Annotated in this window: 25 protein-coding genes; 13 read left to right on the plus strand and 12 right to left on the minus strand. The window is 64.0% G+C overall.

The genetic code is table 11. The features are described 5' to 3' along the window. Positions 1-26 precede the first annotated feature (26 nt). From RAD10_RS30570 to RAD10_RS30585, 4 genes are all read right to left on the minus strand, one after another. Positions 27-1,799, minus strand: a complete 1,773-nt coding sequence (locus RAD10_RS30570; protein WP_461620504.1) for a caspase family protein — start codon at positions 1,797-1,799, stop codon at positions 27-29. Between the two features lie 23 nt (positions 1,800-1,822). After that, positions 1,823-3,700 carry a caspase family protein gene (locus RAD10_RS30575; RefSeq protein WP_461620408.1) on the minus strand — a complete coding sequence of 626 codons (1,878 nt, stop codon included), beginning with the start codon at positions 3,698-3,700 and terminating at the stop codon, positions 1,823-1,825. After that, positions 3,700-5,541 carry a caspase family protein gene (locus RAD10_RS30580; protein ID WP_461620409.1) on the minus strand — a complete coding sequence of 614 codons (1,842 nt, stop codon included), beginning with the start codon at positions 5,539-5,541 and terminating at the stop codon, positions 3,700-3,702. Before RAD10_RS30580 ends, RAD10_RS30575 begins: the two co-directional genes overlap by 1 nt. A 166-nt stretch (positions 5,542-5,707) precedes the next feature. Next, positions 5,708-7,615: an acyl-CoA synthetase gene (locus tag RAD10_RS30585; protein ID WP_461620410.1), complete on the minus strand. Its 1,908-nt coding sequence runs from the start codon at positions 7,613-7,615 to the stop codon at positions 5,708-5,710. Positions 7,616-7,862: 247 nt separating this feature from the next. On the opposite strand from RAD10_RS30585, the gene RAD10_RS30590 reads away from it, so the two are divergent. Next, a complete protein-coding gene (locus RAD10_RS30590; RefSeq protein ID WP_461620411.1) occupies positions 7,863-8,942 on the plus strand; it encodes a SecDF P1 head subdomain-containing protein in 1,080 nt (359 codons plus the stop codon). 251 nt (positions 8,943-9,193) lie between these two features. Further along, positions 9,194-10,000 (plus strand): Crp/Fnr family transcriptional regulator, encoded by an 807-nt coding sequence (locus RAD10_RS30595; RefSeq protein ID WP_091965907.1) that lies wholly within the window; start codon positions 9,194-9,196, stop codon positions 9,998-10,000. A 10-nt stretch (positions 10,001-10,010) separates the two neighbouring features. On the opposite strand, the gene RAD10_RS30600 is transcribed toward RAD10_RS30595, so the two are convergent. After that, the gene (locus RAD10_RS30600; RefSeq protein ID WP_461620412.1) at positions 10,011-10,652 is read right to left on the minus strand and encodes a glutathione S-transferase family protein; all 642 of its coding nucleotides are present in this window, start codon (positions 10,650-10,652) and stop codon (positions 10,011-10,013) included. 242 nt (positions 10,653-10,894) lie between these two features. Between RAD10_RS30600 and murI the strand changes: the two genes are divergently transcribed. The 6 genes from murI (at position 10,895) to RAD10_RS30630 (ending at position 15,902) form a co-directional block, all read left to right on the plus strand. Beyond that, complete coding sequence (gene murI / locus RAD10_RS30605; RefSeq protein ID WP_461620413.1) at positions 10,895-11,686, plus strand: glutamate racemase; 792 nt, start codon at positions 10,895-10,897, stop codon at positions 11,684-11,686. Between the two features lie 61 nt (positions 11,687-11,747). After that, positions 11,748-12,521 carry an HpcH/HpaI aldolase family protein gene (locus RAD10_RS30610; protein ID WP_461620414.1) on the plus strand — a complete coding sequence of 258 codons (774 nt, stop codon included), beginning with the start codon at positions 11,748-11,750 and terminating at the stop codon, positions 12,519-12,521. A gap of 68 nt (positions 12,522-12,589) precedes the next feature. After that, on the plus strand, positions 12,590-12,973 hold the full coding sequence (locus RAD10_RS30615) for a cupin domain-containing protein (RefSeq protein ID WP_461620415.1): 384 nt from the start codon (positions 12,590-12,592) through the stop codon (positions 12,971-12,973). Between the two features lie 105 nt (positions 12,974-13,078). Next, entirely contained in the window at positions 13,079-13,852 is a 774-nt protein-coding gene (locus tag RAD10_RS30620; protein WP_461620416.1) for an acyltransferase, read from the plus strand. 276 nt (positions 13,853-14,128) lie between these two features. Then, a complete protein-coding gene (gene rpsD / locus RAD10_RS30625; RefSeq protein ID WP_018316575.1) occupies positions 14,129-14,746 on the plus strand; it encodes a 30S ribosomal protein S4 in 618 nt (205 codons plus the stop codon). A gap of 88 nt (positions 14,747-14,834) precedes the next feature. Then, positions 14,835-15,902, plus strand: a complete 1,068-nt coding sequence (locus tag RAD10_RS30630) for a threonine aldolase family protein (protein WP_461620417.1) — start codon at positions 14,835-14,837, stop codon at positions 15,900-15,902. On the opposite strand, the gene RAD10_RS30635 is transcribed toward RAD10_RS30630, so the two are convergent. The 4 genes from RAD10_RS30635 to grxD are packed head-to-tail and all read right to left on the minus strand — an operon-like array spanning position 15,903 to position 19,378. After that, positions 15,903-17,162: a serine hydrolase domain-containing protein gene (locus RAD10_RS30635; protein ID WP_461620418.1), complete on the minus strand. Its 1,260-nt coding sequence runs from the start codon at positions 17,160-17,162 to the stop codon at positions 15,903-15,905. A 1-nt stretch (position 17,163) separates the two neighbouring features. Further along, positions 17,164-18,450, minus strand: coding sequence for a serine hydrolase domain-containing protein (locus RAD10_RS30640; RefSeq protein WP_461620419.1), 1,287 nt, complete (start codon positions 18,448-18,450; stop codon positions 17,164-17,166). A 46-nt stretch (positions 18,451-18,496) separates the two neighbouring features. Further along, positions 18,497-19,048, minus strand: coding sequence for an O-acetyl-ADP-ribose deacetylase (locus RAD10_RS30645; RefSeq protein ID WP_461620420.1), 552 nt, complete (start codon positions 19,046-19,048; stop codon positions 18,497-18,499). Positions 19,049-19,051: 3 nt separating this feature from the next. Continuing rightward, positions 19,052-19,378 carry a Grx4 family monothiol glutaredoxin gene (grxD, locus tag RAD10_RS30650; RefSeq protein ID WP_018316580.1) on the minus strand — a complete coding sequence of 109 codons (327 nt, stop codon included), beginning with the start codon at positions 19,376-19,378 and terminating at the stop codon, positions 19,052-19,054. Between the two features lie 240 nt (positions 19,379-19,618). Here grxD and egtB point away from each other — a divergent pair, with 240 nt between their 5' ends. Next, positions 19,619-20,914: an ergothioneine biosynthesis protein EgtB gene (gene egtB, locus RAD10_RS30655; RefSeq protein WP_461620421.1), complete on the plus strand. Its 1,296-nt coding sequence runs from the start codon at positions 19,619-19,621 to the stop codon at positions 20,912-20,914. 48 nt (positions 20,915-20,962) lie between these two features. Beyond that, on the plus strand, positions 20,963-21,934 hold the full coding sequence (gene egtD, locus RAD10_RS30660; protein ID WP_461620422.1) for an L-histidine N(alpha)-methyltransferase: 972 nt from the start codon (positions 20,963-20,965) through the stop codon (positions 21,932-21,934). Between the two features lie 199 nt (positions 21,935-22,133). Here egtD and RAD10_RS30665 read toward each other — a convergent pair whose 3' ends face one another. Together RAD10_RS30665 and RAD10_RS30670 are read right to left on the minus strand one after the other, a co-directional pair. After that, positions 22,134-23,327 carry a low temperature requirement protein A gene (locus RAD10_RS30665; protein WP_461620423.1) on the minus strand — a complete coding sequence of 398 codons (1,194 nt, stop codon included), beginning with the start codon at positions 23,325-23,327 and terminating at the stop codon, positions 22,134-22,136. Between the two features lie 25 nt (positions 23,328-23,352). Then, a complete protein-coding gene (locus RAD10_RS30670) occupies positions 23,353-23,589 on the minus strand; it encodes a BolA family protein (protein ID WP_018316584.1) in 237 nt (78 codons plus the stop codon). Between the two features lie 176 nt (positions 23,590-23,765). On the opposite strand from RAD10_RS30670, the gene RAD10_RS30675 reads away from it, so the two are divergent. Together RAD10_RS30675 and RAD10_RS30680 are read left to right on the plus strand one after the other, a co-directional pair. Beyond that, on the plus strand, positions 23,766-24,125 hold the full coding sequence (locus RAD10_RS30675) for a DUF427 domain-containing protein (RefSeq protein ID WP_212251766.1): 360 nt from the start codon (positions 23,766-23,768) through the stop codon (positions 24,123-24,125). Positions 24,126-24,189: 64 nt separating this feature from the next. Then, the gene (locus RAD10_RS30680; protein ID WP_461620424.1) at positions 24,190-25,296 is read left to right on the plus strand and encodes an alpha/beta fold hydrolase; all 1,107 of its coding nucleotides are present in this window, start codon (positions 24,190-24,192) and stop codon (positions 25,294-25,296) included. Positions 25,297-25,347: 51 nt separating this feature from the next. Here the strand turns inward: RAD10_RS30680 and RAD10_RS30685 are convergent, their stop codons facing one another. Then, positions 25,348-25,521 (minus strand): DUF1328 domain-containing protein, encoded by a 174-nt coding sequence (locus RAD10_RS30685; RefSeq protein WP_018316587.1) that lies wholly within the window; start codon positions 25,519-25,521, stop codon positions 25,348-25,350. Positions 25,522-25,725: 204 nt separating this feature from the next. On the opposite strand from RAD10_RS30685, the gene RAD10_RS30690 reads away from it, so the two are divergent. Next, complete coding sequence (locus RAD10_RS30690) at positions 25,726-26,913, plus strand: acyltransferase family protein (RefSeq protein ID WP_461620505.1); 1,188 nt, start codon at positions 25,726-25,728, stop codon at positions 26,911-26,913. Positions 26,914-26,932 lie beyond the last annotated feature (19 nt).

Genomic DNA, 26,932 nt, shown 5'->3' on the forward strand with positions numbered 1-26,932 from the left:
CAATCCGCGGGGCGCCACCACGTTCATCAGTTACATTCTTCCTGTTGTCCAACGGTGGACTGCCCCGCCATTCGGTTCCCTATCCGACACCCAGATTTGACCGGGCGACAGCCAGCAGACGTGCAAATGATCTGCCCGGTAGCCTGCGGCTTTGCGGGCGCGGCTTCGATCTGCTTCCGCCCAGCATCACGCCGTTGGGAATCATCGCGCGTCGCGACCGGCTTCTTCTCCTGCACTTTCTCGCATTCGTTGTCGCCGTTGATGCGGTAGCCCGCGCGGCAGACGATCCTGGCGCACTGATCGCCATCGGCCTTGAAGCCAAAATTGCACACCAATGGGCAAACACGTCCCGGCTTTGCCTTCAACGCATCAAGCGCATCTACGCTCGCAAGCTTCACGTCGAACCGGGTGCCGGCATATTTGTTGTACAGCGTCAGCGAGCGTTGCGCGGCTTCGTTCCAATCGCCGTCCGGCTCGGTTTTCATGCAGCCGACGCGGCGTAGTTCGAGTTGGAGCGATTTCGCGACATCGCCCGGCGGCGTGGAAGTGGGCGGCGGCGCTATCGCAGCCATCTTTTTGCTCTCGGCATCAGCGGCTTGCTTCTCCGCAGCTTGCTTCGCCTCGGCCGCGACTTTCTCGATCGCCTGCTTCTCGGCGAGCGACTTGGCTGCCGCGGCCTCCGCCGCCTTGCGCTCGCGTTCGGCCGCTTCAGCCTTTGCCTGCTCGATCTGTCTTTGCTTCTCCGCAGCGACCCGCGCATTTTCGGCAGCCCTCGCAGCGGCAGCTGCTTTTTCCACCTCCGCCTTCTCGGCACGCTCGGCAGCGAGCTTCAATTTTTCCTGTTCGGCCAATCTCGCCTTCTCGGTCGCGGTGGTTCGCTCCTCCTCTGCGGCGATCTTCTTTAACTGCACGCGGGCGAGGTTGGCGTAAAAGCCATCAGGATAGGTCTGCAGGAATGCTTCCCAGGCCTCACGGAGCCCGGCCTGAAGCGCCAACTCATAGTCTTTGCGAACGCTGTCCTGCGGATTTGGCTGCGGCCCCGCGACAGCGACCGGCTTCGCCGGCACCAGCGGCACGTCGTCGCCACCGAGCGAGCCGTAGACATAGGGCTCCTGCCTGCTGCCGGTGTTCTTCAAGACATCGTCCCGCACGAAGCCGAAGGCCTTGCGCAGATCAAGCCCGGGCTTCGGCAGGTGCTCGACCAGTGCCGTGGCGAACGGGCTGTTGCGGGAATCGCCGTCGGACGCCGTTGATCCCGCCTTGGCCGCGAACGCGATCATCGTGTTCGGGCTGGTCGGCTCGACCTTGGCAAGCCCGCGCCCGATGGCGCGCGAGGCCACCATGCGCTTCATGGTCTTGGCAAAGGGATTGTCGCGGCAGGCGTCGAGGATGACGAGGCGGAGCCGTTTTGCCGGCTCGACGGCGAACAGTGCACGATCGAGCGCAACGGTCTCGTCGAGAACGTCGCCATCGGTCTCCAGCATCGCGTCGGTCGGGATGAGGTAGTTGTTGCCGTCGAGCTCGATGCCGTGGCCGGCGTAGTAGATCACCGCCATGTCGGCGTCGCGAACCCTCCCGGCAAAGTCGCGCAGCGTCCGCCGCATCTCGGAGGCATTGAGGTCTGTTTTGACGTCGACCGCATCGAAGCCGGCCTTCTTGAACATGTCGCCGACCAGCGCGGCATCGTTCACGGGATTGGTGAGCCGCAGCGTGTTCTTGTAGGCGGAATTGCCGATCACGAGCGCGACGCGCTTCTCGGCATAGGCCGGCCCGCAAACGAGCCAGGTCGCGAAGGCCATCACAGCAATGAGACGATACGCACTCAATTGCAGACCTCTCTCGTGCGGCCAGCCATCACCGAGCTCGCATCGGAGGTGCTGGCGCGCTCTATTCTGCATCCCTTGCCAACGGGGCGACAACCGGCAGCATTGCAGAATATCTGGCCAGATGCCTGCGGCTTGGACGGCGTCGACTCGACTTGCTTGCGCTCCGTATCCCGCTTCTTTGAGTCCTCCCGCGTCGCAACCGGCTTCTTCTCCGGGATCTTCTCGCATTCATTGTCGTCGCCGACGCGATAGCCGGCGCGGCAGGTGATCTTGACGCATTGGTCGCCGTCGGCCTTGAAGCCGAAATTGCAAACGAGCGGGCAGACCCGCCCCGGTTTCGCCTTCAACGCATCGAGCGCATCCACGCTGGCGAGCTTCACGTCCAACTGGGTGCCAGCATATTTGTTGAACAGCGTCAGCGAACGCTGCGCGGTCGAACTCCACTCGCCCTCAGCAGCCGACGTCAGGCACCCGACGCGGCGCAATTCGCTCTGCACGGATTTGGCGAGGTCAGCCGCCGACAATGTGGATGTCGGACCCGGCGAGAGCGTGGCCACTTTCTGGTTCTCGACTTCGGGCAGCTGCCGATCGGCGGCCGGCTTTGCGGCCTGCTCCGCCTTCTCTGCCGCCTGCTTTGCGGCGAGCTCGGCCTTGGCTTTCTCCGCCGCCTGCTTCTCGGCCAATGCCTTCGCTGCGGCCGCCTCGGCAACCTTGCGCTGCTGCTCGGCCGCCTCGGCCCTCGCCTGCTCGATCTGCTTCTGCTTCTCTGCGGCGATGCGAGCATCTTCGGCAACCTTGGCCGCAGCGGCCGCCTTGTCCTGCTCGGCCTTCTGGGCGCGCTCGGCAATAAGCCTGGTCTTTTCCTGCTCGGCCGCCTTCGCCTTTTGCTCGGCTGAGGCACGCGTCTCCTCGGCGCCGATCTTGTTCAGCTGGCCTTTGGCGAGATTCGCATAGAATCCCTCAGGATATTGCGCCAGGAACGCTTCCCAGCCGTCACGGGTGCCGAGTTGGAGCGCCAGTTCATAGTCTCGCCTGAGCTCAGACTGCGGATTGGGTTGCGGGCCGGTGGCAACGGGCTTGGCAGGAACGAGCGGCACGTCATCGCCGCCGAGCGAGCCATACACGAAAGGCTCTTGCTTGTTCGCCGTGCTCTTCAGTACGTCATCGCGCACGAAGCCGAACGCTTTGCGCAGATCCAGGCCGGGCTTTGGCAGGTGGTCTGCGAGCGCCGTGGCGAACGGGCTGTTTCTGGAGTCTCCGTCGGACGCCGTCGAACCGGCCTTGGCCGCAAACGCAATCATCGTGTTCGGGGTGGTTGGCTCGACCTTGGCGAGGCCGCGGCCGATCGCGCGCGAGGCCACCGTGCGCTTCATGGACTTGGCGAACGGATTGTCACGACAGGCATCGAGAATGACGAGACGAAGCTGCTTGGCGGGCTCGATGCTCACCAGCACGCGATCAATCGGTAACGCCTCGTCGTAGACGTCCGTGTCGGTCTCGAGCGCGGCATCGGTCGGGATCAAATAGTTGGTGCCGTCCACCTCCATGCCGTGGCCCGCATAGTAGATGACCGCGATATCGGCATCCCGGGTCCGCCCGCCGAATTCGCGCAGCGCCTTGCGCATTTCAGACGCGTTCAAGTCCTGCTTCACGTCGACCGTATCAAAGCCGGCCTTCCTCAACATGCTGCCGATCAAGCCGGCGTCGCTCGCCGGATTGGCAAGCTTCGGCACGCTCTTGTAGGCGGAATTGCCGATCACGAGCGCGACGCGCTTCTCGGCGAGCGCCGGGCTGCAGGCGAGACAGCCTGCAAGAGCAAAAAAAGCAAGAGCTGTCAGCCCGATGGAGCAAGCCCGAAAGATGTGCTTCATCATCAGTTGCATATTTCGGCCGGTATCTTAGCCGCGGGATTGGAAGGATGATTGGCGGTCCCGAGCCGGCATCCCTTGGCGATCGGCCTGCATCCGGCGTTGTTGCAGATCATCTGTCCCGACGCCTGCGGCGCCGATGGCGCGGACTCGCTCTGTTTCCTATCCGTATCCCGCCTCCGCGACTCCTCGCGCGTTGCGACCGGCTTCTTCTCCTGGACCTTCTCGCATTCATTGTCCTCGCCGACGCGATAGCCGGCGCGGCAGGTGATCTTGACGCATTGATCGCCGTCGGCCTTGAAGCCGAAATTGCACACCAGCGGGCAGACCCGGCCCGGCTTCGCCTTCAGCGCATCGAGCGCGTCGACGCTGGCCAGCTTCGCGTCGAACTGGGTGCCGGCATATTTGTTGAACAGCGTCAGCGAGCGCTGCGACGTCGCGCTCCAGTCGCCGTCTGCGGCGGAGGACAGGCAGCCGACGCGGCGCAATTCGCTCTGTACGGATTTTGTCAAATCAGCCGCCGATAACGTGGATGCCGGCGCGGGAGAGAGCGCAGCGACTTTCTGGTTCTCGACTTCGGGTATCTGCCGATCGGCCGTCGGCCTGGCGGCCTGCTCAGCCCTCTCCGCCGCCTGCTTCGCGGCAAGCTCGGCCTTGGCCTTCTCCACGGCCTGCTTCTCGGCAAGCGCCTTCGCAGCCGCCGCCTCGGCCACCTTGCGCTGGTGCTCGGCCGCTTCCGCTTTCGCCTGCTCGATCTGCTTTTGCTTCTCTGCGGCGATCCGCGCCTCTTCCGCCGCCTTGGCAGCAGCTGCTGCCTTCTCCTGCTCGGCCTTCTGGGCGCGCTCGGCGATGAGCCTCGTCTTTTCCTGCTCCGCCGCCTTGGCCTTTTGCTCAGCCGAAGCGCGCGTCTCTTCGGCGCCGATCTTGTTCAACTGGCCCTTGGCCAGGTTGGCGTAAAAACCATCCGGATACGCCGCCAGAAACGCTTCCCAGCCGTCGCGCGTCGCAAGCTGAAGCGCGAGCTCGTAATCCCTGCGAATGGCATCCTGCGGGTTGGCCTGCGGACCGGTCGCGGCCGGCCGCACGACGAGGGGCACGTCGTCGCCCCCGAGCGAGCCGTAGACATAGGGCTCCTGCTTGTAGCTCGTGCTCTTCAGCACGTCGTCGCGCACGAAGCCGAACGCCTTGCGCAGATCAAGCCCGGGCTTCGGCAGATGCTCGACCAGCGCGGTGGCGAACGGGCTGTTTCGGGCGTCGCCGTCGGACGCCGTCGATCCCGCCTTGGCCGCGAACGCAATCATCGTGTTCGGGCTGGTCGGCTCGACCTTGGCGAGCCCGCGCCCGACGGCGCGTGAAGCCAGCGTGCGTTTCATCGACTTGGCGAAGGGGTTGTCGCGGCAGGCATCCAGGATGATCAGGCGCAGCTGCTTGGCCGGCTCGACCGCGAACAGCGCGCGTTCGACCGGAATGGTCTCGTCGAGAACGTCGCCATCCGTCTCCAGTGTCGCGTCGGTCGGAATGAGATAGTTGGCTCCATCGAGCTCGATGCCGTGGCCGGCGTAATAGATCACCGCCATGTCCGCATCGCGCGACCTGCCGGCAAACTCGCGCAGCATGCGCCGCATCTCGCTGGCACTGAGATCCAGCCTGACGTCGACGGAATCAAAGCCCGCCTTCTTGAACATGCCGCCGACCAGCGTGGCATCGTTCACGGGATTGCTGAGCTTGGGCGCGCTCTTGTAGGCAGAATTGCCGATCACGAGCGCGACCCGCCGGTCGGCATGCGCCGGTCCGCAGGCAAAGCCAATCGCAAATATCAACACAGCAAATAGCCGAAACGGAATCACTTGCGTCCCCCCGGATGCAATTCCCTGAGACTATTCGCTAGCGTCGCCGATTGCCAATTCTTCCTATGTGATTTCTGTCACACAAGCCGGTCTAACGGGGGTAAGGATAATGCGGCGAAAGCGTCACCCTGGTTTTTCCAGGTGACGCCGCCGTCTGTCGGGGCCGCTACATTTGCACCACCTCGTGGCGCATCACGAAGGGTGCAAGCAGCGCGTGTACCTCGCTCGCAACCGCCTCGCGCTGCTCCGACGGCAGGCCGGCAAGGGTCACGGTGGCGATCGATCCGTGACTGCCATGGGCACCGACTTTAACCCTGCAATCGATGCCGCGCTCGACCAGCGGCGTGAGCACCTTGGTGAACACGCGCTCAGCCGCGTCCCAGCGCAACTGCGGCTTGAACACCTTGCCGACACCGGTCACCGGCATCGGGTCGATCGGAATGACCTGCACCGGGACGGCGGCCCGCTCCGGCGTGCGCTCGCGAACCCAGGATTCCAGTTCGCCGGGCTCCACGGTCGCGCCGGGCTTCAACTGCACGTAGCCCACCGGCAGTTCGCCGGCATAGGCGTCGGGCTGGCCGACGACGGCGGCGAAGCCGACCGCGGGATGCCGGAACATGATCTCCTCGACCGGCGCGGGATCGATGTTATGGCCGCCACGGATCACGAGATCCTTGGCGCGACCGGTGATCCAGAGATAGCCGTCTGCGTCGAGCCGGCCGAGATCGCCGGAATTGACCCAGACCTCGTCGACGAAGGCGCCTTTGTTGTGCTCGTCGTTGAGATAGCCGCCGAATACGCCGGGCCCTGCCATGATGACGACGCCGATCTCATCAGGCGCGCAGTCGCGGATCAGGCGGCCATCGGCATCGAGTTGCACGATGCGCACGCGCGCATAAGGCATGGGAAGGCCGACCGAGCCGAGCCGGATCGGCCGCGATGGATAGGCCAGCGTGTGCACGCTCGAAGTCTCGGTCATGCCGTAGACCTCGACCACGGGCAGCTTCAGCTTGTCCTGGATCGCCGAGCCAACCGCGACGGGGATCGCCGAGCCGCCACCGGCAGCATATTTGAGGCTGGAGATGTCGGCATCGCCTGATGGCACCGCGAGCGTTGCGGCGAGCACCGTCGGCACGCTCGACAGCGCTTCCGGCTTGAAGCGCTCGACCAGGCGCCAGATGTTCTTCACCGCACTCGGATTGCGCCAGCCGCTGGGCGACAGCACGACCAGCGAGCCGCCGCTCGACAGCATCGTCAGCACCTGTGTCAGCGATCCCCCGACGTGAAACAGCGGCATGCCGAACAGCAAATTGGCGCCGGGCTTCGCTCTCAGCAGCAGGTTGAGCGCCCATGCCTGATAGACTTGGTTGGTATGCGTGTGCCGCACCAGCTTGGGCGTGCCGGTGGTGCCGCCGGTGTGGAAATAGGCCGCGATGTCGGCACCCGAAATCTTGCGCCCGCTGACAAGCCGATCCGACGGATGCTGCTTGATCAGGTCGCTAAAAGCAAAGATGCCATTCGCCGGATCGCCGCCGCCGAACACTTGCACGATCGCCTTGAGGTGCTTGAGTTGCGGGCGGATCTGCTCGACCTTCTGCCAGATGTCGGTGCCCGGCATCGGCCCGAGCGCCACCAGGATTTTGGTGTTCGCAGCTTCCAGGATCTCCGCAATCTGGTGCGGCTCGAGTAGCGGATTGACGGGATTGGCGATGCCGGCGGCCTCCGCGCCGAACAGCGTCACGAAGGCATCCGGCACCAGCGGCAGCATGAAGCTGATGACGTCGTCTTTCTCCGCGCCGAGCGCGTGAAACATGTTGGCAGCCTGCGTGACGCGCGCAATGAAATCGCGATAGGTGACCACCAGCGGCGTGTCGGCGGGATCAGCGTTTTGTAGAAACTGGATTGCCGCACCGTCGGGATTGCGCGCCGCGCCCAATTTGATGGCGTCAAACGTGCTCTCGGCAGCGATGCGGTCCGCATAGGGGACCCGCTCGAACGCCCGGACCTCCTCGTCGGTCAAAAGATCCGGATAGTCGTTGCCAATGAGCCGATCGAGCGCGTGGATGCCCGCCATGGAATTTCGTCCTCCCTCAGATACATGTCCCCGCCCCTGTCTTTTGACATTTTGGGTCGGCGAGGCCCCGACCGAAGACCGGCCGGGCGCGGACAGAATGATGGATGATTTGGCGTTCGTCCATTGCCAACGGCCCCGGCGATCGAACGTGACCTGAGCGGCGCTTGAACCTCCGCGGCTGATCCGGGGACCAAGAACTGGCATTGCATTCGCTCGCCAGCGCCCTGCCGCAAGACTTGAGGTCATCATGACGACGCCCCTGCGGAACCGCATCGCACGGCTGATCGCCGCATTCGCCATCGCATCGACGATCGCGCTGCCCCGCGCGGCGCTCGCCGCGGACGGCCAGCTCGACAAGATGCGCGCCAAGATCGCGGCATTCATCACCGACAAGATGGAAAAGCTGGGCGGATCGCGCATCATCTACAAGGTGGACACTGACGCCTTGCGGGAGGCGGTCACCACGGATCTGCGCGACGACGTCTACAAGACCCTGCGCGAGGGTCGGATCGCCTTCTCCGGCCTTGCGATTCGTGACGGCGGCGTCGATGTCAAGATCGCGGACGCCAAGGGCCGCGAACTGCTCACGCGCAAGCTCGCCTCGGCGGCAGAGGGATTGCCCACGCACGCGCTCGCCGTGACCGACGCCGGAGACGGGCTGACCAGGCTTGCGCCGACCGATGCCGCATCCGCCGCACGGCTGCGCGATCTCGTCGAGGATTCCATCGCCATGATCGAGCAGCGCCTCAAGGACGCCGGCGTCACACTGGCCAGCGTCCAGCCTGAGGGAACCGACCGCATCCGCATCTTCCTGCCGGGTACGATGGAGCCCGAGCGCATCACCGCGATCTTCGCCAGGAAGGTCAAGGTCAGCTTCCGCCTGATCGATGTCACGATGTCGGCAGAGCAGGCGCAATCCGGCACGCCTCCGGCAGGCACGGAAGTCATGTTCGGCTTCAAGGACAAGCTTCCCTATCTCGTCAAGGCCAGCGCGCTCGACGGCGACGACATCAGCTACGCGGGACCGGGATTCACGAGCGGCACGAAGGAGCCGATCGCCTCGTTCCGCTTCAACGGCCGCGGTACGCGGCGCTTCGCTCACATCACCGCAGAGAACGTTGGAATGCCCTTCGCCATCGCGCTCGACGACAAGGTGATCTCCTCCCCCGTGATCCGCGAGCCCATCACCGGCGGCTCCGTCCAGATTTCCGGCAACTTCACCCTGGAAGAGGCCAACAGCGTCGCCATGCTGCTGCGCGCCGGCTCGCTGCCCGGACGTCTTGGCCTCGTCGAGCAGCAGGTCATCCAACCCGCCGCCAAGCCATAAGGCGAAGATCGTCAGACGCCCCGCCCGGGGCCATCCGGCCGCTCCGCGACGCCGAAGCCCGCCCCGAATCACGGCCGCGTTGCGCCCGGACGCACAACCAACGGGCAATTGCCGAAACGCCCGATCAGGCTAAAATTTGCCTCTTGCGGCGTGACGGCCAAAGGCTTCATTTCAGGCGGCCGTCATTCGATTTCGGCTATACGTGTCGAGCATACCGACCAGGACTGAAAGCCTTACGCGGGGTTAGTACCATGCCGTCCGGCAGCGCAGACATTTCCTCAATCCTCGACCGCATTCTCGATGCGGCAACGGACAACCTCAGGATCGCGAAGATCCTGGTCCAGATGGGCCTGGATCCGAACAACGTCACCTATGACGCGATCTTCAATAGGCTCCTTGAGATCTTCGTCCACAACATCACGTTTGCCAATCTGTTCGCCGCGGTCGGCGCCGGTTTCTTCGTCGCCACCCTCTTGATGCGGACCATGGTGCCGCTGCGCGTTGCCAACATGATCGGCTGCGCGTTTTTTGCCGTTTTCGGCGCGCTCTCCGCCAACGTCGCGACGTTCCTGCTCTATCTGCTGCTGCTTCCGATCAACGCCCTGCGCCTGCGGCAGATGCTCAAGCTGGTCAAGAAAGCGCGCCATGCCGCCGAAGGCGACATGTCGATCGAATGGCTGAAGCCGTTCATGACCGAACGCAAATATCGCCACGGCGACACGCTGTTCAAGCTCGGCGATCCCGCCAAGGAGATGCTGCTCACGGTCACCGGAAAATTCCTGGTCAAGGAGATCAACGTCGAGATTGGGCCCGGCGCACTGATGGGAGAACTCGGCTTCCTGACGCCGGACAACCGCCGCACCGGAACCATCGAATGCGTCGAGGACGGACAGGTGCTGACGATCACCTACGACCGTCTGCTCGAGATTTATTTCCAGGACCCGCAGTTCGGCTATTACTTCCTGGTGCTGACCAGCCAGCGCCTGCTGCAGAACATCGATCGTTTGCAGAAGCAGCTCGCCACGGAGCGGGCGGCCACGACGAACAGGATCGCGTGATCGCCGCTGCTCAGCCTAGCAGCAGCGCCATGCCGGGATCGCCCTTCTCCATCGCGCGCCGGTAGGCCGGGCGGGCACTGACGCGGCCGAGATACTTGACCACGTTCGGGCAGCGTTGGACATCATAGGGCTGGAAGTAGCGCATCGTCGTCAGCGAAAAGCCCATCATGATGTCGGCGGTGGTGAAGGCGTTGCCCGCCAGATATTCGGCGTCGCGAAGGCGCGCGTCGAGGAGATCGTAGGAGCGATCGAGCCGTCCCTTCATGGCAAGCAGGGTCGGGTTGTCCTTTGCAAGATCGAGTCGATTCAGAATCATCATCCGCCCCATGCCGGGTTGCAAGGTGCCATTGGCAAAGTGAAGCCAGTACAGGAACTGCGGGAAGGCGGGATCATTGGGGCCGAGCACCAGACGGCCGTTGCCGTACTTTGCGACGATGTAGTCGACGATGGCGCCGGACTCCGCGAGCACGAGGTCGCCATCGGTCACGACGGGCGCTGCCCCGCTCGGGTGCAGCGCCTTGTACTCCGGCGGCGCCAGCATGGTGACGGGATTGCGGGCGTAGCGCTTCAGCTCGTAGTCAAGCCCCAGCTCCTCGCACAGCCAGACGATGCGCTCGGACTGAGACTTGCCGAGATGATGGACGGTGAGCATGAGGCCTCCTGCAGCGGTAAGTTGGGCACGTTGTGAAGACGCGTATAGCCTGCCATTGCCGGGGACGCATCTCGGTCTTGTGTCCCGGACGCAGCGCGGCGCCTCTTCGACGGTGCTGCAGAGCCGGGGCCCATCCAACCGGATATGTCCTGTCCGCGGCGCGTCCAGCCTCCCCCCAAACGGCCCCGCCGCAAAATCGCCCTAAAAACCGAATGGTAACCATGACGGGCTAGGGTAATGACGTGACCAATCCTCCGACGATCCTGGTGTTCGATTCCGGCCTTGGCGGGCTCACGGTGCTCCGCGAGGTCGTGGCCGCGCGTCCGGACGCCCATTTTGCCTACGTCGCCGACGACGCCTTCTTTCCCTACGGCCATCACAGCGAGGACGAGATCATCGCCCGCGTCGTGCCGCTGATGGGGGAACTGATCGGCACGCATGCCCCTGATATCATCGTCATCGCCTGCAACACGGCGTCCACCCTGGTCCTGTCCCACTTGCGCGCCACTTATTCGGTGCCCTTCGTCGGCACGGTGCCGGCGATCAAGCCGGCCTGCGCGCAATCGAGGACCCGCCGCGTCTCGGTGCTCGGCACCAAGGGCACGGTGAAGCGCGAATACACCAAGGCCCTGATCCGCGATTTCGCGCAGGGCTGCGAGGTGACGCTGGTCGGCTCGCCCGAGCTAGCCTCGCTGGCTGAAGCTGAGCTCAGCGGCACTTCCGTCAGCGACGGCGACATCCTGGCCGAACTCGCCCCCTGCTTCGTCGGCGAAGACGCGACCTCGCGCACCGACACGGTGGTGCTCGCCTGCACACATTATCCGCTGCTGCTCGACCGGTTGAAGCGGCTGGCACCCTGGCCGGTCGACTGGATCGATCCCGCGCCGGCGATCGCCCGCCGCGTCTCGGATCTGCTCGGCCCGCACATCGGCGGCATCGCACAGGCCGGCGCCGAGATGATCTTCACCTCGAACCGCGTGCACGGCCTTTCGGCCACGCTGACGCCGTTCTTCGGCGGCCGCGCGCTGGCCTGACTTTGCGCATCGGCGCCGCGCTGCTAGGTTTTGCCGTCGTCACCTCACCGCAGGCCTTTCCATGTCGGTCCAGACCCCGCCGCTCAACCGCCTCCGCCAATTGTGGCGCGATGGCCGCCCCGCTTTCGGCGCGATCGCGACCATCCCGAGCGTGCAGTTGGTGCAGATCATGGCGCGCTCGCTCGACTGGATCATCGTCGATCTCGAGCATGGACCGATCGGCCTCACTGAAGCGCACGCGATGATCGCCGCGACCACCGGCACGCCGTGCACGCCCCTGGTGCGGATCGCGGCGAATGAGCCGTGGCTTGCGAAAGCGCCGATGGACATCGGAGCCTTCGGCATCAACTTTCCGATGATCACGAACCGCACCGAGGCCGAGAAGGCGGTCCGCAGCGTGCGCTACCCGCCGCGCGGCGACCGGCTCTGGGGTCCGTTCCACGCCCCGTTCCGCTGGGGCCAGTCGATGCCGGACTACATGGCAAGCGCCGACGACGAGATGATCTGCATGATCACCATCGAGCATGTCGATGCCGTCAACCGCATCGACGAGATCATGGCGACGCCGGGCATCGACGTCGCGGTGATCGGCCCTGGCGATCTCGCCACCTCCATCAACAAGCGCGGCCAGATGGACGATCCGGAACTGCTGGAGCTGGTCGCGCGCGCCGAGGCCGGCATCCTCAGAAGCGGCGTGCCGATAGGCGGCGTGGCCCGCACCGCCGACCAGGCCAACGCCCTGGTCGACCGCGGCTACCGCGCGATCGCGCTCGGCTTCGACTGGTCGCTGCTCCAGCGCGGCATCATGGCGGCGTTCGAGGGCATCGGGCGCTGAGCAGGCCGATTGCCGCCTTGCCGGGAACTGCGGCCCTGCTAGGGTCGGCCGCATAGGGAGGAAAAACCATGCTCAAGAAGACTTTGCTCGCTCTGACCTTTGCCGGCCTTGCCTTCGCCGCCTTCGCCCAGCAGCCTGGCATCAAGCGCACCCCGCTTCAGAAAGTCGAATTTCCGGAGGGTTATAATACCGTCACCGCCATTGCGGAGGTCCCGGCGGGCGGCGCTGCCGGACGCCATACTCATCCCGGAATTGAGACCGGTTATGTGCTGGAAGGCGAGCTCAATCTCCTCGTCGAGGGGCAGCCGGAGAAGACCCTGAAGGCCGGCGATTCCTACCAGATCCCGGCAGGCGTCGTGCACGACGCCAAGGCTCATGGCGATAAAGCCATGAAAGTGCTTGGAGTTTACGTCGTCGACAAAACCAAGCCGCTGGCTTCGCCGGCACCCTGATTCGTCGAACCGACCGGCCCCGAGGGGGTTGGTTCATGCTAGAGCAGGCGACGAGCGGAGCGCCCGCTCGCTGCTCATTTTTTAATCTGCGGGAACCGAAGACCGATGCGCGGGACGCCAAAGCCCATTTCGCTGCCGCGCCGCCTGATTTGCGACCTCATGCGCGCGTCGATGGACGTGCCGTTCGTTTCGCTTTCCCGTTCACTCAATATCCGCCCCTTGCTCGAGGCACGCGCCGGAGCTGCCGCGCCAGCGGGCTGGGCTGCGACCTTCGTCAAGGCGTTCGCCCTCGTCGCCAGGGACGAGCCGATCCTGCGCACCGTCTACGCCAAATGGCCCTGGCCGACGTTCTACGAATTGCCGAATAGCGTGGCGTCGGTTGCGATCGCCCGGGTCGAGGACGGCGAGGAATGCGTGATGCCGCAGCGAATCGCGGCCCCCGAGGCCATGACGCTGGCCGCGGTCGATGCCGAGATCCGGCGCGGCAAGACGGCGCCGATCGCAGACGTCCCGATGTTCCGGAAGATCATGCGGGCAACCCGCCTGCCGCTGCCGCTGCCGCTGCGGCGCCTGTCCTGGGCGATCGGCCTCAATTTCGGCCGCCAGCGCGGCAACTGGTTCGGCAGCTTTGCGGTGAGCTCGGTGGCCGCCTATGGCGGCGGCGAGCTCCACCCGATCACGCCGGGCCCCTTCATCGTCAGCTACGGCTTGGTCGAGCCCGACCAGACCATCCATGTGGTGATCCGCTGGGACCACCGGGTTACCGATGCGGCCCCGATCGCCCGGGTCCTGACCCGGCTGGAGCAGGTCCTGAACACTGAAATCGCTGCCGAATTGCGGGCGGCGGGGTCAAAGCCGATAAGAGTGGTCGGGACATAAGCACATCGTTCCGGGGCGGCTCGCAGAGCCGAACCTGGAACCTCGAGATTCCGGGTCGATGCTGGCGTATCGCCCGGAATGACGGGCTAAACAATTGACAGCGAACCCCAAACTCCCCTAAAAGCCGCCTGCTCGCGGGCCGATTTCGGCCCGCGAAGCGTTTCGCGACCCGTGGTCCTCTCCCTTGAAGCTTTGGGGATCGGACCTGTCAGTGCCGGGCTAGCCCGTCACACAGGAGGGCGCGTTTCCTCAAACCATGTACCTGAAGAGGACGCGATGACTAAGCGCAGTGAGGCGAAGTACAAACTCGATCGCCGTATGGGCCAGAACATCTGGGGCCGCCCGAAGAGCCCCGTGAATCGCCGCGAATACGGCCCCGGCCAGCATGGCCAGCGCCGCAAGGGCAAGCTCTCGGACTTCGGCGTGCAGTTGCGCGCCAAGCAGAAGCTGAAGGGCTACTACGCCAACATCTCCGAGCGTCAGTTCCACGGCATCTATGTCGAGGCGAGCCGCCTCAAGGGTGACACCGGCGAGAACCTGATCGGCCTGCTGGAGCGTCGTCTCGACGCGGTCGTGTACCGCGCCAAGTTCGTCTCGACGATCTTCGCCGCGCGTCAGTTCATCAACCACGGCCACATCAAGGTGAACGGCCGCAAGGTCAACATCTCGAGCTATCAGCTCAAGGTCGGCGACGTGATCGAGGTCAAGGAAGCCTCCAAGCAGCTCGCCCACGTGCTCGAAGCCAGCCAGCTCCCCGAGCGCGACACTCCCGACTATCTCGAAGTCGATCACGGCAAGATGACCGCGAAGTACGTGCGCATCCCCGGCCTCTCCGACGTGCCGTTCCCGGTGCAGATGGAGCCCCATCTGGTCGTCGAATTCTATTCGCGCTAAGATCTGAATATCGAAAGGCCCCGGTTCGCCGGGGCCTTTTTGCTTAAGAGCCACAATTCAGTGGCCGCAATGCGTTAGGAGCCGTCGCATGCTCTACACCCCTCCCCCGATCGATCCCAAGGCGCCGCCGGTGCGCATCAATCTGCTCTCGGACACGCAGACCAAGCCGACGGCCGCGATGCGCGAGGCGATGGCGCGCGCAGAGGTCGGCGACGAGCAGGTCGGCGACGATCCGACCGTGAACGCGCTGTGCGAGCGCGTCGCCGCGCTGATGGGCAAGGAAGCCGCGGTCTACATGCCGTCGGGTACGATGTGCAATGTCACCGCGACGCTGGTGCATTGCCGTCCCGGCGACGAGATCCTGGCGCACGAGACCGCGCACATCATCGCCCGCGAAGGCGGCGCGCATGCCGCGATCGGCGGCTTCCAGGTCACCCAGCTGAAGGGTCCCGACGGCCAGTTCACGCCGGACACGTTCCGGAAAGCCCTGCATCCGCGCACGCGCTACCAGCCGCCGCAGACCGTCGTCAGCGTCGAGCAGACCGCCAATATCGGCGGCGGCGCGATCTGGAAGAAGGCCGCGCTCGACGAGATCGTCGCGATCGCCAAGCAGCACGGCCTCGTCACCCACATGGACGGCGCGCGCCTGCTCAACGCCACCGTCGCCAGCGGCATCTCTCCGCGCGACATGACCGCCGGCTGGGATTCGGCCTGGATCGACTTCTCCAAAGGCCTGGGCGCGCCGATCGGTGGCGTGCTCGCGGGCTCGCGCGCCTTCATCGATGCGGTCTGGCAGTGGAAGCAGCGCCTCGGCGGCTCGATGCGGCAGGCCGGCATCTGCGCCGCCGCCTGCATCTACGCGCTCGACCATCACGTCGACCGCCTCGCCGACGACCACGCCAATGCGCGCGCGCTCGCCCGCGGGCTGTCGCAGATCCCCGGCGTCGAGGTGCAGGAGCCCGAGACCAATCTCGTGTTCTTCAAGCCGGACGGCGCCGGCATTGCTGGCGACAAGATGGTTGCAGCGCTGCGCCAGCGCGGCGTGACGCTCGCGATGATGGACGGCCGCATCCGCGCCTGCACCCATCTCGACGTCAATGCGGCCCAGGTCGAGGAGACGATCGGATACGTGCGCGAGATCGTGCGGGGCGCGTAGCTACCGCCCCATCGCCTGATAGATCAGCGTCTTCAGCGCCAATTGAATCCGGCCGCGCTGCGACGGGGTCTGCACCATGAAGATCCCGAACAGGTCGTCCTCGGGATCGATGAAGAAGAAGGTGCCGCCGACGCCGTCCCAGCGGTATTCGCCAAGCGGCCATGACGTCCCCGGCGGCACCGAGGTGCGCACCGCAAAGCCGAGGCCGAACCCGGAGCTGCCGCCCGGATAATAGTTCTGATCGCGCGCGATCTTCGTTTCCGGTCCGATGTGATCCAACGCCATCAGCGCGATGGTCTCGGGCTTGAGATAGCGCCGGCCTTCATAGCTGCCGCCATTCAGCAGCATCTGCGCGAAGCGGGCGTAGTCGCCGACTGTGCCGACCATCCCCCCGCCGCCCGATTCCCACTTCACCGGCCGCCTGATATCGCGAACCTGCGTCGTCGGATTGATGTTGCGATCCTCCGGCATCGGCTCGGCAATGCGCGGGAATTTAGCGGGATCGGCGACGAAGAACGCCGTCTCGGTCATGCCGAGCGGATCGAGCAGCCGTTCCCTCTCGAATTGGAGCAGCGTCTTTCCCGAGATCACCTCGACGACGCGGCCGAGCACGTCGGTGGAGAAGCCGTAGTCCCACACCGTGCCCGGCCGCTCGACCAGCGGCAGCGTGGCGATTTTCGCGGCGAAGTCGGCATTGCTGAGATTGCTGTTGAAGAGCTTGGCTTCGGCATAGAGTTCGCGCACTGCGCCGCCGTCATGATAGCCGTAAGGCAGCCCCGAGGTGTGGCGCAAGAGGTCCTTGATCGTGACGGGACGCTCCAGCGGCTCCACCGCCAGAGCAACCTTGCCATCCTCGGCCTTCTTCTCCACGCCAACCTTCATGCCGGCGAAAGCAGGAATGTATTTCGAGACCGGATCGTCGAGCGCGAGCTTGCCCTCCTCGACCAGCATCATCGCCATGACTGATGTGATCGGCTTCGACATCGAATAGAGACGGAAGATCGTGTCCGCGCTCATCGAACTCTCGGTCGCGACATCGCGAACGCCGAAATTCTCGTAATAGACCGGCTTGCCATGCTGCTGGAGCAGCAGAATGGCGCCGGGAATCTTGCCGGTGGCGATCTCGTTCCGGATGTAGTCGGAAACCTTTGCCAGGCCCTCGGGCGAGAAGTTGCGCGCGGCGCGCTCGGAGCTCGCCTGCGCACTCACGACACCGAACAGAAAGGCGAGCGCCGCGATCAGCGCGCGGCGCCCGTTCATGTCACTTCTCCATGGCTTCATAGACCAGCTGCTTCAAGGTCCGCTGCACGCGCTGGCGCTCGGTCGGGGTCTGTTCCAGCAGCACGAAGAACATGTCCTGCTTGGGATCGATCACGAAATAGCAGCCGGAGGCGCCGTCCCATTTCAACTCGCCGAGATTGCCGGGCGGCGGCGGCTTGGCGTTGCCGGGATCGGTGCGCACCGCGAGCCCGAGGCCGAAGCCGAAACCGTCGCCCGGGAAATAGAAATAGTCGCGGTCGACGCCTGATTTGGGGCCGAGCCGATCGGTCGTCATCAGCTTGAACGTCTCAGGCTTGAGAATGGTCTTGCCGTCGAGGCTGCCGCCGTTGAGCAGCATCTGCGCGAAGCGCTCATAATCGGCCATAGTCGTCACCATGCCACCGCTGGCAAACTGCATCTTCTTGACCACGGTCGGATCGTTGATCCGGCCAACGCGGAAGTCGCTGTCGTTCGGCACCGGCTGCGCCAGCAGCTTCTGCTTCTCGGGAGCGGTGACGAAGAAGCCGGTGTCGACCATGCCGAGCGGATCGAGCAGCTTCTCGCGCATGATGTCGATCAGCGGCTTGCCGGCCGCGATCTCCATCACGCGTGCCAGCACGTCGGTGGAATGGCCGTATTGCCAGAGCGCGCCCGGCTGGTTGTGCAGCGGCAGCTTGGCGATGCGCTCGGCGAACTCGGCGAGATCGAAATCGCCTGCGTAGATGTTGGCATCGCGATAGGCCTTGCGGACCAGGCTGTCGCCATAAAAGCCATAGGTGATGCCCGAGGTGTGCGTCATCAGATCGTGCACCGTCATCGGCCGGTTCGGCGGCACCAGTTCAAGCGACTTGGTGCCGTCCTCTGCCTTCTTCTCGACGCCGACCTTCACGTTGGCGAAGGACGGAATGTACTTCGAGACGGGATCATCCAACTTGATCTTGCCGTCCTCGACCAATTGCATCGCGACCACCGAAGTGATCGCCTTGGACATCGAGAACAGGCGGAAGATCGTCTTGTTCGTAATCGGCACCTTGCTGACCACGTCCTGCACGCCGAAGGCTTCGTGATAGACCGGCTTGCCATGCTGCCGGATCAGCACGGTCGCGCCGGCGATCTTGCCGGTCGCAACCTCGTTCTTGAAGAATTCGCTGATCTTGCCGAGCTTGTCCTGATTGAAATGCGCACCGGCCGGAATCTCGTAAGTGCCTTCCGCTCGCGCCAGCGACATCACGCCGAGCGACACCAGCGCGCCGCAGACCAGCGCACGCAGTCCAGACTGTGAAATCATATCCCCTCCCCGGAACATGGTCCGGCGGAGTGTACCGACCGCGTCATCAGGCACAAGGGCCGGCGTGTCGCGCAAGTGCCTCGGCATGGAGCTTGGCGCTCGGCTCGGCAAAGCAGCAGAACACCACGCGGGCCACGGACGGCGCCACAGCGAGCCCTTCGATTGTGGTACGAACGGCGATATCGGCGGCCCGGTCGGTTGGAAAGCGGAAAATGCCGGTCGAAATCGCGGGAAATGCCACCGAGGTCAGCTTGTGCTTCGCGCACAGCTCCATCGAGCGGCGATAGCAGGACGCGAGCAGATCGTCCTCTCCGAGCGTGCCGCCATTCCAGACCGGTCCGACGGTGTGGATCACATGGGCAGCCTTGAGCCGGTAGCCTTTGGTGATCTTGGCATCGCCCGTCTTGCAGCCGTGGAGCATGCGGCATTCGGCGACCAGATCGGGCCCTGCGGCCTGATGGATCGCACCATCCACGCCGCCCCCACCAAGGAGGGACGTGTTGGCCGCGTTGACGATGGCGTCAACGCTCAGTGTGGTGATGTCTGCGACAATGACCTCGAGCTCGGCGCCGCCGATCCGGCGCGTCAGCTGGGTCACCTATCAGGCCGCGACGACGACGCCCTTTTCGGTGAAAAGCTGCTGCAATTCACCGGCCTGGAACATCTCGCGGACGATGTCGCAGCCACCGACGAACTCGCCCTTCACATAGAGCTGCGGGATGGTCGGCCAGTTGGAGAAGGTCTTGATGCCGTTGCGCAGTTCGGCGGATTCGAGAACGTTGAGGCCCTTATAGCCGACGCCGATATGGTCGAGGATCTGGACGACCTGGCCGGAGAAACCGCACTGCGGAAATTGCGGCGTGCCCTTCATGAACAGAACCACGTCGTTCGACTTCACTTCGTTGGCGATGAATTCCTCGATGCTCATTTCCGTGTCCTTCTGGGGCGGAGCCCTCACCAATCAATTCGGGCTGGCTCAGCCGATCTAACCCGATACCTGCCTATATATGTAGCCCAAACCGTTGTGCATCCAAAGTAAAATGGCGGCGACACGCCCCCGCTGACCGGTTTGCCCCCCAGCCGGATCCATAGGCTGATGACATCAATATCATCGCCTGGGAGGACTTTCATACCGTAACGGAGCCCCTATCTAGGACGAACCCAGGTTTTGGAACCGGGCAACGCCAACAACGTTCTCTTGTCCTGTCTGGAGAAAAACGTGACGAAACAAGCCTCCGCTACGGCCGCCCCCTCGCTTTCGTCACTGTCCTCCGCCGGTAACCTCGCCCAGCGGCTGGAAGACGCCTTTCTTGCCGTCCGCAACGAGACCGAGCGCCGGGCCGCGCCGCTCTCGCCGGAGGACCAACAGATCCAGTCCATGCCGGATGCGAGTCCGACGAAATGGCACCGCGCCCATACCACCTGGTTCTGGGAGCAATTTTTGCTCGGCGAGCACGCGGCTAGCTACCGGCCCTTCCACCCGGATTTCGCGTTCCTGTTCAATTCCTATTACGTCAGCGCCGGCCCGCGTCATGCCCGCAATCATCGCGGTGATATCACCCGTCCCAGCGCAAACGAGGTCGGCGTCTATCGCAAATATGTCGATGCGGCCGTCGTCAAATTCTTCCGCGAGGCTGGGGAAGACAAGCTTCGCTCGATCGCACCGCTGGTCGAGGTCGGGCTCAATCACGAGCAGCAACACCAGGAATTGATGTTCACCGACATCCTGCACGCCTTCGCGCAGAACCCGGTCTATCCGGCCTATGACTCGGACTGGCGCTTCCCGGCCGCGACGCGCGCCGCCGATGACTGGCTGACGCTGAACGAGGGCATCCACACCGTCGGCCATGTCGACGACAGCTTTCATTTCGACAACGAGAAGCCCGCGCATCGCGCCCTCGTCGGCCCGGTCAAGGTCGCCCGCAATCTGGTCACCAGTGCCGAATGGCTCGCCTTCATGCAGGACGGCGGGTACCGGACCGCAACGCTGTGGCTGATGGACGGCTTTGCCGCGGCCAGCCAGGAAGACTGGCAGGCCCCGGGTCACTGGCGCGAGATCGATGGCCAGTGGCACGTGATGTCGCTGGCCGGTGTGAAGCCGGTCGACCCCACCGCGCCGGTCTGTCATATCAGCTACTACGAGGCCGACGCCTTCGCGCGCTGGGCCGGCAAACATCTGCCAACCGAGATGGAGTGGGAGGTCGCGGCCCGCGCCGGCCAGCTCAACGATGCCTTCGGCATCGTCTGGCAGTGGACCCGCAGCTCGTACGCGCCCTATCCCGGCTACCGCGCCATCGAAGGCGCGCTCGGCGAGTACAACGGCAAGTTCATGGTCAACCAGCTAGTGCTGCGAGGCTCCTCGCTTGCAACTCCGGAAGGCCACAGCCGTATCACCTATCGGAACTTCTTCTATCCGCACCACCGCTGGCAGTTCACGGGGCTGCGGCTCGCCGATTACGACTAACATTTCCGACGACAAATGCGCGCCGGACAGCGCGTTCAGGAGAGTATCATGAATGTGCACGCCAGCGCTTTGGCCGAAGCCCATCTTCCCGACGAGCAGACCACCGCCTTCGCCCGCGAGGCCATCAAGGACCTCTCGCAGCAGCCGAAAACCCTGTCGCCGAAATATTTCTACGACGCGACGGGATCGGAGCTGTTCGAGGCGATCACGCGGCTGCCGGAATATTATCCGACGCGGACCGAGCTCTCGATCCTGAAGGATCGTGGCAGCGAGATCGCGAAGATCATTCCGGAGCATGCCGCGCTGGTCGAGTTCGGCGCCGGCGCGACCACGAAGGTTCGTCTGTTGCTCAACCAGTGCAGGTTCGCAGCCTATGTCCCCGTCGACATCTCCGGTGACTTCCTCAAGGCGCAGGCGAACGGCCTGAAGCGCGACTTCCCGTCGCTCGGCATCTATCCGGTGGCAGCCGATTTCACCACGCCGTTCGAGCTGCCGAGGGCGGTCGCCTCGATGCCCAAGGTCGGCTTCTTCCCGGGCTCGACCATCGGCAATTTCGAGCCGCATGAAGCCCAGGCTTTCCTGAAGAGCGCGCGCGCGATCCTGGGCCGCGGCGCGCAGATGATCATCGGCGCCGACCTCGAGAAGGACGAGCGCGTGCTGTTCGATGCCTACAACGACGCAGCCGGCGTCACCGCACGCTTCAACCTCAATGTTCTGGTGCGGATCAACCGCGAGCTCGGCGGCAATTTCGACCTCTCCGCCTTCACCCACCGCGCGATCTACAATCGCGAGCGGCACCGCATCGAGATGCATCTGATCAGCAAGAAGAGCCAGACCGTGCGCCTGCTCGGCACCAGCTTCTCGTTCCGCCCCGGTGAGAGCATCCACACCGAGAACAGCTACAAATACAGCATCGAGCGTTTCGCTGCGCTGGCGCAGGGTGCCGGCTGGCGTGTGCGCGAGAGCTGGACGGATGCGGCCAAGATGTTTTCGGTGCACGCGCTGGAGGTGGCGGAGTAGACGTTCCGGCGGTTATCCGCGAGAGCGCTTTCCCCGCAGCGCATCCTTCGAGACGCCCGCTTAGGCGGGCTCCTCAGGATGAGGACGGAGTGGATGGCAGGCAGTTTCAACGAGCGCGGACGCCAAATAGCCTCATCCTGAGGGGACCGCGAAGCGGTCGTCTCGAAGGACGAGGCGCTTGCTCAGGCCGCTCCGCAGTTCAATGTTCCTTGGCCTCTTCTCTGTCCGCCCCCAGCGACACCGATTCCCACACCGCGACGATGATCATGATCACCGTCGATGCGACCGACAGCCAGAGCGGCGGGAGGTCGGCGGCGAACCACCACAGCAACAGCAGCAGGATGATGCCGACGCCGTGCGAGAGCTGGAGGAAGCCGCGGATCGCGCGCTTGAACAGGATCGTGCCGATCAGGAACACCAGCGGCCCGCCGATCGTGCTCAGAACCGTCCTGATATCGGAATGGCCGGTCGGGTGCTTCAGCACCAGCTCGTCCGAGACCGCGGTCAGGATGATGCCGGCGATGATCGGCGTGTGCAGATAGGTATAGGCGAGCCGCGCCAGGCGGCCGGATTCGGTGGACTTCGAGATCCGCTCCGAGCCGGCCTCGGCGCCCTTGTGGAAATAGACCCACCACATCGCGACGGCGCCGACCAGTGCGGAGACGAAGGCCATGATGTTGTCCGCGGTCCAGTCCAGCTCGGCAAAGGTCGCGCCGTTGACGACGACGGCTTCGCCGAGCGCGATGATGACGAAGAGCGAGCAACGCTCGGCCATGTGGCCGCCCTCGACGGCCCAGGCCTCGACCGACGAGAAGCCCAATTTCGGAACCCAGAAGCGCGCCGCCGGCGAGACGTACTCCCAGGCGACTGCCGCAATCCACAGCCATAGGCGCGTCTCGCCTTCGGACAGGCCGCCTGCGATCCACAACACCGCGGAGATGGCGAGCCAGGTCAGAATGCGGATCGCGTTATGGCGAACCGCGGTTCGATGCCGCGGCGTTGCAAACAGCCAGAAGGCGGTGCGCCCGAGCTGCATCGCCGCGTAGGCGATCGCAAACCACAGGCCCCGCCCCTCGAAGGCGGTCGGGATCGTCGTCGACAGCACCAGCCCGCCCAGCATCATCAGGAAGAGCATGATGCGGACCGGGGTCAGCTCGGGATTGAGCCAATTGGTGACCCAGGCGGTGTAGACCCACACCCACCACACCGCGAGAAACAGCACCGTGACGTGCACCGCGCCGAGCGGCGTGAAATGGTGCAGCAGCGTATGCGACACCTGCGTGACGGCGAAGACGAAGACGAGGTCGAAGAACAGCTCGACATTGGTGACGCGGCTGTGCTGGTTCGGCACGATGACGCGAAACATCGCGCCGCGAGAATTGTCCGCAGCCATCGTCGTCTCCCGTCGCGCGATCAGGTCAGGCGCCCGGCACGCCGGTTTGCAGCGCCAGCGCGTGCAGCACGCCGCCCATCTGGCCGCGCAGGGACTGATAGACGATCTGGTGCTGCTGGACGCGGGATTTGCCGCGGAAGGATTCCGAGATCACGGTCGCGGCATAGTGGTCGCCGTCGCCGGCGAGGTCACGGATGGTCACCTCGGCATCGGGGATCGCTGCCTTGATCATCGCCTCGATATCGTGGGCGTCCATGGGCATTCGGGTCTCGCTCCTTCTGGTCTCGAATCGCTGCCGGGGTCCCCTCACCGGCAGCGCCAAACTTAGCGTGAACGGTCTTCTGCGTCACGCTTTCCGGCACTATATCCATGATCCCATCAGGATAAAGGCACGACAAAGTGCCGCGCGCGGCAGATTGATCGAAAAGGCGTGAAATCATGAAGCTTCCAGGGCCCGACCATCCCATCACCATCACCCAAAATCCCCGGCGGGTCCGTGTGACCGCGGGCGATATCGTGATCGCCGAGACCAGCAAGGCGCTGACGCTGAAGGAGGCCAAATATCCGGCGGTGCAATATGTGCCGCGGGAGGACACCAACATGGCCCTGCTGGCGCGCACCGACCGCGTCACCCACTGCCCCTACAAGGGGGATGCGAGCTATTACAGCGTCAAGGCCGACGGCAAGGTGCTCGATAATGCGATCTGGACCTACGAGACGCCCTTTCCCGCGATGAGCGAGATTTCCGGCCATCTCGCCTTCTATCCGGATAAGGTGAAGATCGAGGAAGTGGGATAGACGCGCGCGCTGTGACGCCGGGGCGATCCTGGATCGCCTCCTTCCAGTCGACACAAGGCACGAGATGCCGCGCCGCCGGGCCGCAAGACTGATTGGGGTCTCGTTGCTGGGATTGTCCGGCATCCTTGTTGTGCTCGCTGCTGCCGGGCTGGGTTTTCGTGCCTATCGTCAGCACCTTGCTGCCCAAACTCTCGCGATCCGCTCTGCTGCCGGCGTGCAGGAGGGAGAGTTCATCGAGATCGGCGGCATCAAGCAATGGATTCAAATCCGCGGTGAGGATCGGGATAACCCGATTCTCCTGTTCGTCCACGGCGGCCCCGGCGGCTCCACCCTGCCGATCTCCTCGGGTTGGCGCCCCTGGGAGAAGCATTTCACCGTCGTGCAGTGGGACCAGCGCGGCACTGGACGCACCTTTGGCGCGGCTGGAGACGCGCTCGGCCCCACGATGACACTGGAGGGGATGACGCAAGACGGCATCGAATTGGCCGAGTACCTGCGCACGCATTTGCACAAGGACAAGATCGTCCTGGTCGGGCATTCCTGGGGCTCATTCCTGGGAATTCGAATGGCGAAGCAACGTCCGGATCTGTTCTCGGCCTATGTCGGCACGGGCCAAGTGGTCGGCAGGGCGACCTTCGAGAAGGCTTTCGAACTCACGATCGCGCATCTGCAACGGCTTGCGGCAGCGGCCACCAACAAGGAGGCTCTGGCCGAATTGGCGCCGATCGCTTCACAGCCGGTCCTCACCCCGGAGGATCTCCTGATTGCGGACAAATGGAGCAATGTGCTGGGTCTGCCTCTCGCCGACGGCTTCCAGCTGGCCGGTCCCATCCCGCCGCTCTTCATGCCGGACGTGTCGCTGCTTGATCTGTACAATTGGCGGAAGGGCGCCGCGTTCTCGGCAAAGTACCTGACGGGACGGAACGGTCCGATGTTTCAGAGCGACACGGCCTCGCTCGGATTCGAATTTTCAATACCCATGTTCTTCATTGAGGGCGATGCAGACGCTGTGACGCCGGGAGGACCCGCCGAGCAGTTTTTCAACCAGATCAAGGCCCCGCATAAGGAATTCGTCTGGGTTCGCGGCGGGGACCATTTCATTCCGTTCGATCGCCCCGATGATTTCTTGGCGGAGCTGATGGCTCGCATTAGACCGTTCGCAAGCCATTAACGGCCGGCGCTTGGGAACCGGCGCGCCGTTCCGGCTCGACCGACTGCCCCGCTACGCCCTGAAGATCGTGAGCCCCAATATCAGCAGCACCAGGAAGATCACGACGAAGACGTAGAACAGGAAGCGGGCGATATCGGCGGAGACGGTCGAGATGCCGGTGAAACCGAGCACGCCGGCTACGATCGAGACAAGTAGGAAGATCAGCGCCCATTTCAGGATCGTCATTGCCAGCTCCGAATTGTGCCGCTTGTCGCGGCCGTCAGCCCTTCCCTTCGGCGGACGCTAACTTCGCTGCGCGGAACTGGTTCCTACGGGTGTCAGGACCCAAGTCGGGCTCAAGTGGGCTCAACTACCGCGCAAACGAGCCTTGCTGAATCCGGCTCGCGGCGGCACAGTCCAGCCCGGGGCAGGAGTGCGGGGGCGACCAAGATGACGATGGCAGATTCAGCGACGATCGGCGCGGAGGTGCATGCCGCGCCGAAGAGCAAGGCGCGCAATTTGGCGATTGATCGCGCCCGCACCTTCCTGACTCTGGTGGTGCTGCTGCATCACGCGGTGATCCCCTATACTTATTTCGGTCATACCGATCCGAAGTACTTCTTCGGCTTCGACATGATCGTGCTCGCCACCGACAGTTTCTTCATGGCGATGTTCTTCTTCCTGTCGGGGCTGTTCGCCTGGTCTGGCATCGCCCGGAAGGGAGCACGGAGCTATTTGGCAGATCGCCTGCTTCGGCTTGGCTTACCCTTCGCGATCTGCGCCCTTACGGTCATTCCGCTCGCCTACTACGCGATCTCCCTGCGGCAGCATCCCGAGATCGGCTTTTCGGAATTCTGGTGGAATATGGTCACGAAGGGCCCGTGGCCGAGCGGGCCGATCTGGTTCCTTTGGGTCTTGTTCGCTTTCGACCTGGTTGCCTGCCTGCTGCACCGGCTGTCGCCCAATCTGCTCGATCCGATCAATCGCCTCTCGCTACACGGTCGCCGTCGGCCCGCCGTGTTCTTCGCGGTCATGCTTGCCGTCACCGCGGCGTTCTACATTCCCGGGAGGGTTCACTTCGGACCAAGCAGTTGGTTCGAGTTCGGGCCGTTCTCGGTCCAGCACGGGCGCGTGATGCTCTACGCGACCTACTTCTTTTTCGGTGCAGGCATCGGCGTTGCGCAAATGGATCGCGGGCTGCTCGCTGTCGACGGCCGGATGGCAAAGGTCAGCTGGGACTGGATGGTGCTGGCGATCGTTCCGTATTGCCTCTTGTGGGTGCTGATCTTTATCAAGCGCGAAATACTGGGCAACCCGTCGCCGTTGCCGGACTGGTATGAAGCGCTCTATGCCATCTGCTTCACTGTCTTCAGCGTGGCCATCATGTTTCTGATCCTGGCCTTTTTCCAGAGGTTCAGGCAATCAGGCTCAGCCAAGCTGCTCGATCCAATGCAGAGCGACGCGTTCGGCATGTTCCTGGTGCACTATCCGATCGCAATGTGGCTGCAATATTGGCTGTTCGACTATGACCTGCCGGCGATCGTCAAGGCCACGATCGGATTTGTACTGACAGTCATGGCGAGCTGGGCGCTGACGCGAGCGTTGCGGCAGATCCCGGGCGCGACGAAGGTGCTTTGAGGAAGCGGCACCGGCCTCC

It is taken from the genome of Bradyrhizobium sp. 23AC, assembly GCF_054863025.1.